12 protein-coding genes are annotated in these 12,605 nt (G+C 62.7%); 7 read left to right on the top strand and 5 right to left on the bottom strand.

Annotation, left to right across the window (positions count from 1 at the left end):
• Together VGU61_RS14540 and VGU61_RS14535 are read right to left on the bottom strand one after the other, a co-directional pair.
• The coding region (locus tag VGU61_RS14540; protein WP_326859871.1) for a type VI secretion system Vgr family protein at positions 1-1,086 on the bottom strand (1,086 nt) is incomplete at its 3' end.
• A 164-nt stretch (positions 1,087-1,250) separates the two neighbouring features.
• Positions 1,251-1,940 (bottom strand): helix-turn-helix transcriptional regulator, encoded by a 690-nt coding sequence (locus VGU61_RS14535; protein ID WP_326859870.1) that lies wholly within the window; start codon positions 1,938-1,940, stop codon positions 1,251-1,253.
• A 70-nt stretch (positions 1,941-2,010) separates the two neighbouring features.
• Between VGU61_RS14535 and VGU61_RS14530 the strand changes: the two genes are divergently transcribed.
• Together VGU61_RS14530 and VGU61_RS14525 are read left to right on the top strand one after the other, a co-directional pair.
• Positions 2,011-2,589: an antibiotic biosynthesis monooxygenase gene (locus tag VGU61_RS14530; RefSeq protein ID WP_326859869.1), complete on the top strand. Its 579-nt coding sequence runs from the start codon at positions 2,011-2,013 to the stop codon at positions 2,587-2,589.
• Positions 2,590-2,600: 11 nt separating this feature from the next.
• Positions 2,601-3,725 carry a cytochrome P450 gene (locus VGU61_RS14525; RefSeq protein ID WP_326859868.1) on the top strand — a complete coding sequence of 375 codons (1,125 nt, stop codon included), beginning with the start codon at positions 2,601-2,603 and terminating at the stop codon, positions 3,723-3,725.
• Between the two features lie 9 nt (positions 3,726-3,734).
• Here the strand turns inward: VGU61_RS14525 and glp are convergent, their stop codons facing one another.
• The 3 genes from glp to moaA form a co-directional block, all read right to left on the bottom strand.
• Positions 3,735-5,021: a gephyrin-like molybdotransferase Glp gene (gene glp / locus VGU61_RS14520; protein WP_326859866.1), complete on the bottom strand. Its 1,287-nt coding sequence runs from the start codon at positions 5,019-5,021 to the stop codon at positions 3,735-3,737.
• A gap of 204 nt (positions 5,022-5,225) precedes the next feature.
• Positions 5,226-5,813, bottom strand: coding sequence for a molybdenum cofactor guanylyltransferase MobA (mobA, locus tag VGU61_RS14515; RefSeq protein WP_326859865.1), 588 nt, complete (start codon positions 5,811-5,813; stop codon positions 5,226-5,228).
• Positions 5,814-5,840: 27 nt separating this feature from the next.
• Complete coding sequence (gene moaA / locus VGU61_RS14510) at positions 5,841-6,956, bottom strand: GTP 3',8-cyclase MoaA (protein WP_326859863.1); 1,116 nt, start codon at positions 6,954-6,956, stop codon at positions 5,841-5,843.
• Between the two features lie 189 nt (positions 6,957-7,145).
• Between moaA and apbC the strand changes: the two genes are divergently transcribed.
• The 5 genes from apbC to VGU61_RS14485 all read left to right on the top strand — a co-directional run bounded on the left by apbC (position 7,146) and on the right by VGU61_RS14485 (position 12,329).
• A complete protein-coding gene (gene apbC, locus VGU61_RS14505; RefSeq protein WP_326859862.1) occupies positions 7,146-8,234 on the top strand; it encodes an iron-sulfur cluster carrier protein ApbC in 1,089 nt (362 codons plus the stop codon).
• 327 nt (positions 8,235-8,561) lie between these two features.
• On the top strand, positions 8,562-9,083 hold the full coding sequence (locus VGU61_RS14500; RefSeq protein ID WP_326859861.1) for a DUF3305 domain-containing protein: 522 nt from the start codon (positions 8,562-8,564) through the stop codon (positions 9,081-9,083).
• Complete coding sequence (locus tag VGU61_RS14495) at positions 9,073-9,615, top strand: DUF3306 domain-containing protein (RefSeq protein ID WP_326859859.1); 543 nt, start codon at positions 9,073-9,075, stop codon at positions 9,613-9,615. Before VGU61_RS14500 ends, VGU61_RS14495 begins: the two co-directional genes overlap by 11 nt.
• Complete coding sequence (locus tag VGU61_RS14490) at positions 9,590-11,689, top strand: 4Fe-4S binding protein (RefSeq protein WP_326859858.1); 2,100 nt, start codon at positions 9,590-9,592, stop codon at positions 11,687-11,689. Before VGU61_RS14495 ends, VGU61_RS14490 begins: the two co-directional genes overlap by 26 nt.
• Before the next feature lie 25 nt (positions 11,690-11,714).
• Positions 11,715-12,329: a TorD/DmsD family molecular chaperone gene (locus VGU61_RS14485; RefSeq protein ID WP_326859856.1), complete on the top strand. Its 615-nt coding sequence runs from the start codon at positions 11,715-11,717 to the stop codon at positions 12,327-12,329.
• The last annotated feature ends 276 nt before the right edge of the window (positions 12,330-12,605 follow it).

Below are 12,605 nucleotides of genomic sequence, written 5' to 3'. Positions count from 1 at the left end.
GTTTCTTGCGTACAGACTGTGCCGGATGACGGCGAATTGCCGCTGCTCCGGGCCGTCCTGATCGTGCACCGGATGGTCGGCCAGTTCGAAATGCCGGCCCACCGCCAGTTCGCGGTGCGTGCCTTCGCCGGAGAACCGCTTGGCTGCGTATTCATGGGCCTGCATCCGCAGCTTGCCGTAGCGCGCAAAGTCGCCACTGTCGTTGGCCGCATGGTGGGTATCGAAGCGGTAGTCCTCCAGCGTGCCTGCCAGGCGTTTGCCATGGTCGCCCTGGTCAATGCGGTTTTCGTCCTGCTGGATGTTGACGGCCACTGCCTTGTATTCATAGCTGGAACGCTGCACCGCGCCCGGCTGCACGCTGCGCTGGCCATGCCATTCGGTGACGGCGTCCTCGTTTTCCGTTCCGTCGTCGCGGTGAAAACGTACTTTCGCCGCCGACGCGGACTGCAGCAGCGATGGATCGTCGAACAGCACCAGCGTGAGCTTCGGATGCTCGCCGGGCGTGCCGGCGTCGCCGTGTTCGAAATACCAGGAGATGCCTTCGTGGGCGAGCCAGCGGGTGAGGAAGGCGGTGTCGGATTCGTTGTACTGGGTGACCCAGGATTGCTTCGGATAAGTGCCGGTGCAACGGTCGTCGAGATCGAAACAGGCGCTCAGGACGCTGTTGTGCCGGCGATGTTCGTTGAGAACGATGGCGGTGAATTCGCGCACCGACAGGTCCTGGAAGACGCGGCTGTTGATGCGCCTGGCCAGCAGGGCGAAGGGATCTTCCAGGGTGAGGCTGAAGCGGGCGAAGCCGCCGTTGGCGCCTTCCTGCGCGGCGGCGCTGACGATGCCACACAGGGCGCGCTCGGTGCCGTCGTCGGTAAGGATGGCCACTTGCACCGGCAGGCCAAGGAATTGCTTGAGTTCGAGGAAGGCGTCGGATGACAGACAGGCCAGGGTATAGCGCAAGCCTTCCGAGATGCCCTCGGTGCCGCCCAGTTCGTAGGGAAGGACGACATCATCACCAATGCCGGAACCCAGGGCCATGGTCAGCTTCAGGAGCCGGTTGGATTGCTTGAATGCCAGCGATGTTGCCGTCATGGAATACCTGTCGGAATGCTTGAATGAAAGACTGCCGGAAATGCGCAACCGGGAATTAGTTGGCTTTTTTGCAAGACCGGGATTCTACCGATTTATTGTTTTATCTACAACAATAGAAAGACCGGAAAGGCGGAGGGGCGTTTGCGGATTGATATCGGGAAGGGTTATACGTCGCAGCCGAAGGCGTCCTTCAGGCCACGCCTGCCTTGGGGCGTCAGTTGCACCACGCGGGTTTGATGCGCCCGCATCAGCCAGCGGCGTTCCAGCATGTGCGACAGCAGGGCCGCACCCAGCGCGCCGCCGAGATGAAATTGCCGCTCGCTCCAGTCGAGACAGCCGCAGGCGAACCGGCGCTGCGCGCGCCGCGCCGATTCGATGTCGATGCCGAACCTGCGGAAAGCGCTCTCCCCTTCAGCCGACAATTCCCATTGCTTGCCCTCACAGCGCAGCAGGCCCTGCTTTTCAAACCGGTCCAGCAAGGCCACCGCGAGTTCGCCGGCGAGATGGTCGTAGCAGGTGCGGGCGAAACGCATCGCCGGCGGCGTGCCTTTGGATGCCGGCAGTGCGCGGGCGGCTGGCCGCGGGCTGATGGCTGCGAGCGATTCCAGCGCGACCGCGACGGTGTGATCGGCCAGCCGGTAGTAGCGATGGCGGCCCTGCGTTTCGACTTGCAGCAGGTGCGCCTCGACCAGTTTCGACAGATGGCCGCTGGCTGATTGCGCCGAGACATTGGCGGCGAAGGCCAGCTCGCCCGCAGGCCTCGCGCGGCCGTCGATTAACAGCCAAAGCATGGCGGCACGGGCGGGGTCACCGAGCAATGCGGCGACCGATGCAATGTTGAGGGCGGATTCCATGGTTCATCCATCGGTGAACTGTTCAATCGATGCCCATCGTATCATGGCCAAAACATCATCGGAGGGGACCATGTTCGCCGTTGCATTCGAAGTATTGCCGTCGGCAAGCGGCTATCAGCGCTATCTCGATACGGCCGCATCATTGCGCCCGATCCTCAATTCGATGGACGGCTTCGTGTCGATCGAGCGCTTCAAAAGCCTGACCGATCCAGGCTGGATCCTGTCGCTGTCGTTCTGGCGCGATGAAGCGGCGCTGGTGCGCTGGCGCATGCAAGGCGAGCATCGCGCGGCTCAGGCGCAAGGGCGCGCATCGGTCTTCGATGATCACCGGCTGCGGGTGCTCCGCATCCTGCCTGCGGTGGCGGACGGTGAACAGATGCCGCTGGTAGGCATCCGCGCCTACGCCGATATGGCGGACGATGCGCGGGGGAAGCGCTTCGAAAGCCTGACGAACGCGGACAAGCGCATCGGCTTGCTGGAGTTCGCCGACTGCCCGGCCGCAAGGGAGTGGCAGATAAAGGCATCCGCAAGTCCGGATGCCGGCCTGCAGCCGTACTGCGCGGTCGTCTTGCGGGACTACGGCATGTTCGACCGCGCGCAGGCGCCGCAACAATTTCCCCCGGCATCACGCCGCCATGGTTCAACCTGAAGAAAAACGACATGACTGACACGCTTTTCCTGCAATCGGCCATCCCTGATCCGTTCAGCATCTATGCGCACAAGCTGGCCCGGCATCCGGTGCATCGCGACGAAGGAAGCAGGATATGGGCGGTGTATTCCCACGCAACCTGCAAGGCGCTGCTGCACCACGCTGCGGCGCGGATTCCACCGCAACCCGCCGTGGCGCTGGAGGCGATGAGCCCGCCTACCGCGCTGCTGGCAACGCAGCTGGCGCGTCTCGCCAATCCGCCCGTGCATGCCGCTTCCAGGCAGGCGGCGATGCAGCTGGTTGAAAACATGCGTGCGGTTGATGCGGCCGAGTTGCTGTACTCACTCCTGCACGGCCATGCCCACGACGCGCTGGATTGGGTTGACGTGGTATGCAGGAAGCTTCCTGCCCTGTTCATCCTGAAAAGCTTCGGCTTCCCGCAGCAGGACATCGATGCCATTCTGCCGCAGGTCGAGACGCTGACCAGGATCATGCCGCCGAACAAGACCGCGGAGCAGATCGCCGATGTGAACACGGTGTCGGAATTGGTGTATCGGACGGTGGCGCGTCACCTGACCGGCCTTCCCGGATTGTCGGCGGCGATGAAGGAAGACCGCGACCTGCATGCGGTGAATCTGATCGGCTTGCTGATCCAGAGCTACGATGCGGGGCGAGGCATGCTGAGCAATGCACTTCGGCAGCAGATCCGGTTTCATCCCGGCGGATTCGGCGATGACGTGGCGGCATACCGGCGGCTGGTGACGGAGACCCTGCGATTCGACCCGCCCATCCACAATACCCGGCGGGTGCTGGCGGCAGATGCCGAGATCGGCGGCGTGCGGATGGGGCAAGGCGATGCGGTGCTGCTGGTGCTGGCGGCGGCGAACCGCGACCCGGAGCGATTTGCCGACCCGGAACGGTTCGATCCCGACCGCGCCAACAACGGCGATCATTTGAGCTTCGGTGCCGGCATGCACATGTGCGCGGCGCATCATCTGTCGGTCCGGCTTGCCGCCGACACGCTGGCGGCGCTGTATGCGCGGTATCCGGATGTGACGCTGCTGCAGGACGAGTTCGCCTATGAACCGCTGGTCAACGCCCGGCTGCCGACGCGCATGATGCTCCGGCTGGCTTGAACCGTTTCGTCACACCAGCCCCTCGAACATCAGCACGTCGACGAGGTCGCCCGCCTTCACCGAACCCTGCTCGTGCTGCAGCACCACCATGCAGTTCGCTTCCGACATCGAACGCAGGATGCCGGAGCCCTGGGAGCCGGTGATGCGTACCTGTCGCCTGCCGCTTGCATCGGTGCTGAGGATGCCGCGCTGGTATTCGGTGCGGCCCGGCTTCTTGCGGATCGGGCCTTCAGAGACCGCCTGCAGCAGCGGCAGCGGGGTGTTGTCCGCGCCCATCATGCGCAGCAGGGCATCGCGCGCGAAGAAATAGAAGGTCACCATCACCGCCACCGGGTTGCCCGGCAGGCCGAATAGATAGGCGCTGCGGCCGTTTGACGCGATCTTGCCGAACGCCATCGGACGGCCGGGGCGCATGCCGATCTTCCAGAACGTCACGTCGCCCAGGGTCGCCATGATCTGCTTGGTGTAGTCCGCTTCACCGACCGATACGCCGCCGGACGTGATGATGGCGTCGGCGTTTTCGCAGGCGGAGCGGAATGCCTGTTCCAGCAAGGCGGGATCGTCGCGCACCACGCCCATGTCGATGATGTCGACGCCGAGCCGGGTCAGCATGCCGTACAGCGTGTAGCGGTTGCTGTCGTAGACGCAGCCGGGGTCGAGCGGTTCGCCGATGGAGCGCAACTCGTCGCCGGTGGAGAAGAACGTCACCCGCAGCCGCCTCTGCACCGGCACTTCGGCGATGCCGAGCGACGCCATCAAACCGATGTCGGCCGGGCGCAGGATGCGGCCTTGCAACAACGCGGGCTTGCCGGCGGCAAGGTCTTCGCCGCGCAGGCGGCGGTTGTCGCCGGTCTTCACCACGCCGGGGGGAATCGTCACATTCGTGCTGGTTGCCGCTTGCGTGAATTCCTGCGGCACTACGGTATCGCAGCCGGCGGGCATGGGCGCGCCGGTCATGATGCGCACGCACTCGCCGGCGGCGACTTTGGTCTCGACCCCGGCGCCGGCATAGGCGGTGGCAATGATGTTCAGCGTGGTCGGCTGCGCCCCATCGAGATCGGCGCCGCGCATTGCGTAGCCGTCCATCGCGGAATTGTCATGTGCGGGGACGTCGATGGCGGACACGATGTCCTGCGCGAGTACGCGGCCGAGGGCGCTGCGTAGCGCGACTTTTTCGACCGACCGGATCGGGGTGACAAAGTCGCGGATGATGGCCTGCGCCTGCGCGACGGGAAGCGCGTTCGGGTCGTAGTCGGAGAGGCAGCTGGTGACGTCGGAGAGGGTGGGATGGGGCATTTTCTTTTTTTATGAAATGAAGGGAGTCACGTATTGATGCTCACTACCCCCATCCCAACCTTCCCCCTGAAAGGGGGAAGGGGCCAGTCCCCTCCCATTTTCAGGGGGAAGGTTAGGGGCGCCCGGCGTAGGGTGGGGTAGTGAAATTCAAAAACAGCCTAATCTTAAATAGGCATCAGTTTTTTATATCTACACCAACAAACCTCATTCAAACCGCCGCAATTCCTCCAGCGTATTGATATTCCGGAACGCGGACTCGTCTTCAAACAGCACTTCGACAAAATCCAGCGACCGGTACCAGGTATCGATCTTGCGCCCGCCGCCCTGCAGGTATAAGGAGAGATTCGACAGCAGCGATGACTTCATCAGGCAGAACACCGGATGCGGCTGGCGCCTGCCGGCCTCCTCGGTGACCGCCACTGCGAGGTCGTGGCCGTCGATCGCATCGGCCAGCCTCTCGACCAGGTCTTTGGGCAGGAAAGGCGAGTCACAGGGCGCGGTGACGAGGTATTCGGTATCGCAATGCGTCAGTCCGGTCTGCAGGCCTGCCAGCGGGCCCTCGAACCCGGTCAACTGATCGGGCCATACCGGCAGGCCGAAGCCCTCGTACGGTCCGAGGTTCTGGTTGGCGTTGATCATCAGGCTGCCGGTCTGCGGCGACAGGCGCATGATCACATGCAAGACCATCGGTGCGCCACGGAATGTCTGCAGGCCTTTGTCGACGTTGCCCATGCGGGAACCGCGTCCGCCGGCGAGGATGAGGCCGGTAATCTGGTGAATGTCTGGTTTCATCGGTGAAATGGATTGGGTGGCGGCGGCTCAGCCGCCGATGTACGACATTTCCACCTTGCGCAGCGGCGCCTGCAGCGATGCGGTATTGCTGGTCCGCTGCTCGGAATAGCGGTCTTCGCGGTCGCGCCACAGGTGGGCCAGCACGGTGGAGATTTCCTCGTCGCTGCGGCCGCCGCGCAGCAGTGCGCGCAGATCGTGGCCGCCGGTGGCGAACAGGCAGGTGAAGAGCTTGCCCTCCGTTGACAGCCGGGCGCGGTTGCAGGAATGGCAGAACGCCTGGGTGACGCTGGAGATCATGCCGACTTCGCCGCCGCCATCGCGATAGCGCCAGCGCTCCGCCGTTTCCCCTTCGCAATTGGCGGGGATCTTTTCAAGCGGCATGGCGGCATGGATGCGCGCGACCACGTCGGCGGATGGAATGACGTCATCCATGCGCCAGCCGTTGGAGCTGCCGACATCCATGAATTCGATGAAGCGCAGCACGAAGGGCGTGCCCTTGAAGTGACGGGCCATGGGCACGATTTCCTGATCATTCAGGCCGCGCTTGACCACCATGTTCACCTTGATCGGGCCGAGCCCGACGGTGTGCGCGACGTCGATGCCGTGCAGCACATCCTGCACCGAAAAATCGACGTCGTTCATGCGCCTGAACACCTTGTCGTCGAGCGCGTCGAGCGATACCGTTACCCGCTTGAGTCCGGCATCCTTCAACGCCTGCGCCTTCTTCGCCAGCAGCGAACCGTTGGTGGTAAGTGTGAGATCGAGTTCGCGGCCGTCGGGCGTGCGGAGCGCGCTCAGCGACGCGATGAGTTTTTCGAGATGCTTGCGCAGCAGCGGCTCGCCGCCGGTCAAACGGATTTTTTCGACGCCATGCGCAACAGCAATGTTGGCGATGCGGGTGATTTCCTCGAAGGACAGCAGCGAGCTTTGCGGCAAGAAGGCATAGGCGCTGTCGAAGATTTCCTTCGGCATGCAATATACACAACGGAAATTGCAGCGGTCGGTCACCGAAATGCGCAGGTCACGCAACGGGCGCGCCAGGGCATCGGTCAGCAAACCGGTGGGTGCTTCGAGTTGCGACGGGACGGCCGGCACCCGATTCAGATACCGAAGGTCCGCAAGCGGAATCACTTTTTCAGTCATGGCGGCGCAGGATTGTTTGAACGCATTGTAAGTCGCCGGCGAAAAAACTGTCGAACTCGCGGCACGCCGCGCATGACAAAACGACAAGTGCGCGTTGGCGGTTCGCCGGATGCCGACAGCGCCGTCGAAATGGCAAGCCGAACCGGCATAACTTAGTTTAGACTTATCTCCAACTATTCAGGAGATGGAATGAGCATTTCGATTGAAGCCGTCAAGGCGGCGCTTTCCCGGGTCATCGACCCCAACACCGGCAAGGACCTGAATACCACGAAGTCGGCCAGAAATATCAAGGTCGACGGCAGCGATGTCACGCTCGACGTCGAACTTGGTTATCCGGCGAAAAGCCAGATTGACCAGATCCGCAAGGCCGTCATCGCCGCCATCCGCGGCATCGAAGGCGCCGGCAATGTGAGCGCCAATGTGTATTCGAAGATCGTCGCCCATGCCGCCCAGCGCGGCGTGAAGCTGATGCCGAACGTGAAGAACATCATCGCCGTCGCCTCCGGCAAGGGCGGCGTCGGCAAATCGACCACCGCGGTCAACCTGGCGCTGGCGCTGGCCGCCGAAGGCGCCGAAGTCGGCATCCTGGATGCCGATATCTACGGGCCGTCGCAGCCGATGATGATGGGAATCTCCGGCCGGCCCGAAACCCTCGACGGCAAGACGATGGAGCCGCTGGAGAATTATGGCCTGCAGGTGTCGTCGATCGGTTTCATGATCGACCCGGACGAGCCGATGGTTTGGCGCGGCCCGATCGTCACCCAGGCATTACAGCAATTGCTGGAACAGACCAACTGGCGCGACCTCGATTACCTGATCGTCGACATGCCGCCGGGCACCGGCGACGTGCAGCTGACCCTGTCGCAAAAGGTGCCCGTCACCGGCGCGGTGATCGTCACCACGCCGCAGGACATTGCGCTGCTGGATGCGCGCAAGGGCCTGAAGATGTTCGAGAAGGTCGGTATCCCGATCCTCGGCATCGTGGAAAACATGAGCGTGCACGTGTGCTCGAACTGCGGTCACGCGGAACCGATTTTCGGCGAAGGCGGCGGCGCGAAGATGTGCAGCGAGTACGGCGTCGAATTTCTCGGCGCGCTGCCCCTGACGATGGCGATCCGCGAGCAGGCCGACTCCGGCCGGCCGACCGTGGTGGCCGATCCCGATGGGAAAGTGGCGGCGATCTACAAGGAGATCGCGCGCAAGGTGGCGATCAAGGTAGCGGAAAAGGCGAAGGACATGTCGAGCAAGTTTCCGAGTATTGTGATCAAGAATGATTAGTGGTTGGCTATACGTAGCGCTGTCGAAGGTTGTAAGCAAACAGGCTCCTTCCCCCTCACAGGGGGGTGTAGCAGGGGTTTCGAACGGCATGCCGTTCGCCTGCGGAAAGGATTGCGCGTAAGCGCAATCCTTTTGGTTGGGATGGGGTGGCCCGCACAGGGGTAGTGAGGTCGAGCTACTGCATACAGATAATCAACCTCACTACCCCTACCCTAGCCCTCCCCCTGTAAGGGGGAGGGGACTCTACCGCGACAGGTTTTGATGTAGCAGGTGCTTTTCGCACTCGCACATGCAGTACAAAAAGCGCACTAAAGCGCCAGCGAGAACATGGAGACAGAAGCACTCAAGGTTGCCGTTGTCATGCAGCGCACGCCGCTCGACAACCGTTGGCAGCCGCACCAATGGAAGCCGCTCGAGGTCACGGGCGGCGAACTCATTACCGAAGGCCCGCCGCGCTGCCTTCGCGACGATCCCGCCGAAACCCGTTGGCTGTTTACCGGATTCGATGTCAAGCTGTTCAGCGACGAAGCGGAAGGCTATTTCCTGAATACCAGCTCCCCCACCCCCTGCTGGTTCGTCATGTGGCGTTTCGAGGACATCGACGGCGGCGAAGTGGCTGTACCCAAGCAGGTCACGTTGTCGTACAACGAGGCTGCACGCCTGATGGACGGCGGCGAGCAGCGGGTCGATACGTTGCCGTTGCCCGCCGGGGTGCTGGAGCGATTGAATGCCTTCGTGGAGGACCACTATCGACCCGAGCCGAAGAAGAAGCGCCGGAAGCCGTCGTTTGAAGGCGGTGCCGCGGTTGAGCAGATGGCACGGGCGGAAGGAGACGGCGGTGGAAGCTGAGAGCTTTTTTGCCCGCTGGTCGAAGCGGAAGGCGGACACGGCATCGGACACGGAGCAAGCCGTACCGGCTGAACCGGCGCAGCCCGAGGAAGTCCTGCCGCCGCCGACGATAGAAGACGTGGCCGCGCTGACGCCGGAATCCGATTTCACCCGTTTCGTCGCCAGGGGCGTCGATGAAGACATCCGGCGTTCGGCGATGAAGAAATTGTTTGCCGACCCGCATTTCAATGTCATGGATGGCCTCGACATCTATATCGACGATTACAGCAAGTTCGAACCGATTCCGCCGGAAATGCTGGCAATGCTCAACCATGCCAAGGGCCTGCTCGATCCGCTGTCGCAGTTCGAGCAGCCGCTGATGCGCCTGCTGGAAGACGTCGCGCCGCCGGAAGCGCCGGTCGACGAACCCGCGCAGACGGAGCCCGATATATCGGCGGCTTCTGCCGAACACACCGCCGCTCAACCGGCGGAAGATGCGCCGCCCGAACCACCTACGAAGCCCGACGATGACAACCCAATTCAAAGTATGTAATTGCAATCGCACCATGCCGCTCGATGCCGGCGCCGGGGAAAAGCTTGGCGCTGCGCTTGGCAGCGGAACGCTGGAGGTTGCCAGCCAGCTATGCCGGCGCGAAGTCGGCGCTTACCTGCAGGCACTCGACGGCGTCGACGACCTCGTGGTGGCCTGCACCCAGGAGCAGGCGCTGTTCGGCGAGCTGGCGCAGCAAAAGCAATCGGTGGCGCCGCTTCGCTTCGTCAATATCCGCGAAACCGGCGGCTGGGGTGCCCAGGCAACGGAGTCGCTGCCGAAGATGGCGGCGCTGCTGGCGGCGGGCGCGCTGCCCGACCCGGAACCGGTGCCGACGGTGGAATACGATTCGGCCGGCAGCGTGCTGCTGATCGGCCCGTCGGCGCGGGTGATGCCATGGGCACGGCGGCTGAATGGCCAGCTCGATGTCAGCGTGCTGCTCACCTCCGGCCAGGCCGGAGATGCAGTGTGGCAGGAACGGGTTTTCCCGATATTTTCCGGCGACCGCATCCAGATCGACGGCTGGCTGGGCGCATTCAAGGTGCGTTGGGAACAGATTAATCCGATCGACCTGGAAACCTGCACCCGCTGCAACGCCTGCATCGATGTCTGCCCGGAAAACGCAATCGACTTCAACTACCAGATCGACCTCGACAAGTGCCGCTCGCACCGCGATTGCGTGAAAGCCTGCGGCGCCATCGGGGCGATCGACTTCGGCCGCGAGGCGGACAGGCGCGACGGCGACTTCGACCTGATTTTCGACTTGTCCGACCGGCCGCTGATCAGCCTGCACCAGCCGCCGCAGGGTTATTTCGCGCCGGGCGCGAGCGAAACGAAGCAAGCCGAAGCGGCACTGCAACTGACACAGATGGTCGGCCAGTTCAGCAAGCCGAAGTTCTTCAGTTACAAGGACAAGCTGTGCGCGCACAGCCGCAATACGCAGATAGGCTGCAACGCCTGTATCGAGGTGTGCTCCGCCGCCGCCATCAGCCATAACGGCAACCATATCAAGGTCAATCCGAACCTGTGCATTGGATGCGGCGCCTGCACCACTGTCTGTCCCTCGGGCGCGCTGAGCTACACCTATCCGCGTGCAACCGATCTCGGCACGCGCCTGAAAACCCTGCTGACCACCTACGCCAAAGCCGGCGGCGCGCAACCGGCGCTATTGCTGCACAGCCAGGCCGGTGGCACGGCGCTGATCGGCCAGGCCGGCCGGCTGGCCAAGGCAGGCGGAACGATCAAGGGCTTGCCGGCGCGCATGATTCCGGTCGATCTGCACCATACCGCTTCGACCGGCATCGATGTCTGGCTGGCGGCGATCGCCTACGGCGCAACGAACATCGCCATCCTCGCCACCGGCGAGGAAGCGCCGCAGTACCTGGACGCCATCGCGGCACAGATCGGGGTGGCGCAAGCCATCCTGTCCGGAATGGGGTATGTCGGCACCCATGTGCAATTGGTCCGGGCGGCGACGCCGGAGGCGCTCGATGCCGCGCTGCACGCCATGCAGCCGGCGCAGGTCCCGGCGCAACGCGCTACCTTCAACCTTGCGCCGGACAAGCGCAGCACCCTCGATTTCGCGCTCGACCATCTGCTGAAATCCGCGCCGCAGAAACCGGTGGAAATCGCCCTGCCGGCAGCGTCTCCCTACGGCACAATCAACGTCAACAAGAGCGCCTGCACGCTGTGCATGTCCTGCGTCGGCGCCTGCCCCGAGTCGGCGCTGACCGACAACGCCAACATGCCGCAGCTGCGGCTGACCGAACGCAACTGCGTGCAATGCGGACTCTGCGAGAAAACCTGCCCGGAAAACGCGATCACGCTGACGCCGCGCCTGCTGCTGGCCGACACGGCGAAGCAGGCAGTGGTGCTGAACGAAGCGCAGCCGTATCACTGCATCCGTTGCCAGAAGCCGTTCGGCACGCTGCAGATGATCGAGAACATGGTCTCGAAGCTGTCCATGCACGGCGCTTTCGCCGGGAATATCGACCGCATCAAGATGTGTTCCGACTGCCGGGTGATCGACATGATGGACAACAAGCGGGAAACCACGATCGTGGACCTGAAGCGCTAATTCTTATAAGGCGACCGACAAACACATGACCAGTGCCCAGCCCCTGAAATTCGAAGCGCCCGACCAGGGCGAGGAAACCGCCCGCGCCGACCTCTATGGCTTGCTGGCCACCCTCTTCTACGCGCCGCCGTCGCAGCAGCTCCTGGACACGATCGCGTCAGCGCGCAGCGAGGGCGAGGGCGTGCTTGAACAGGCATGGGCGGAGCTGTCAGCTTCATGCAAGCTTGCGCAGGCAGAATTGGTGAGGGAAGAGTATGAGGCGCTTTTCCTCGGCGTCGGCAAACCGGAGGTGATGTTGTACGGGTCCTTCTACCTGTCCGGCTTTCTGATGGAAAAACCGCTGGCGGCGCTGCGCACCGACCTCGCGAATCTCGGGTTGCAACGGGATGAACGCGTGCCGGAGAGCGAGGATCATGTCGCATCGCTGTGCGAAGTCATGCGCTACCTGATCGCGTCGGACGATCCGCTGCATGCCAATGTCGCAACGCAGAAGCAGTTCTTCGCGAATCACATGCAGCCCTGGGTGCTGCAGATGTGCGATGCGGTGACGGCGCATCCGGGGACGCGCTTTTATGCGCCGGTGGCGCGGCTGGCGAAAAGTTTTTTTGAGGTGGAGATGCAGGCGTTTGATATGGCGTAATGCTTGTGATCGCGTATTCAAAGATTGTAGGCGGAAAAGCTCCTTCCCCTTTTTAGGGAGGAGGGAACCTCACGCGACGCTTTCGACGCATGAAATCTTTTCAACCACACAGCCAGCCACACCAAACCAAACAATATAGTGTTACTCTGCACCAATATAATGCACGACGAGGACTCCGCCGCATGTTGCACCGCAATACACGCGCCGGAAAGATTGTGCTAACTTGAACTACATAAAAAAGTAACGACAGATTACTCATGCCACACAGGAGACAGC

Origin of the sequence: Noviherbaspirillum sp. (genome assembly GCF_035944575.1) — a bacterium.
In the GTDB taxonomy this organism is placed as follows: domain Bacteria; phylum Pseudomonadota; class Gammaproteobacteria; order Burkholderiales; family Burkholderiaceae_D; genus Noviherbaspirillum.
The sequence above is the reverse complement of the archived record's forward strand: the minus strand, read 5'-3'. Positions and strand labels throughout refer to the sequence as shown.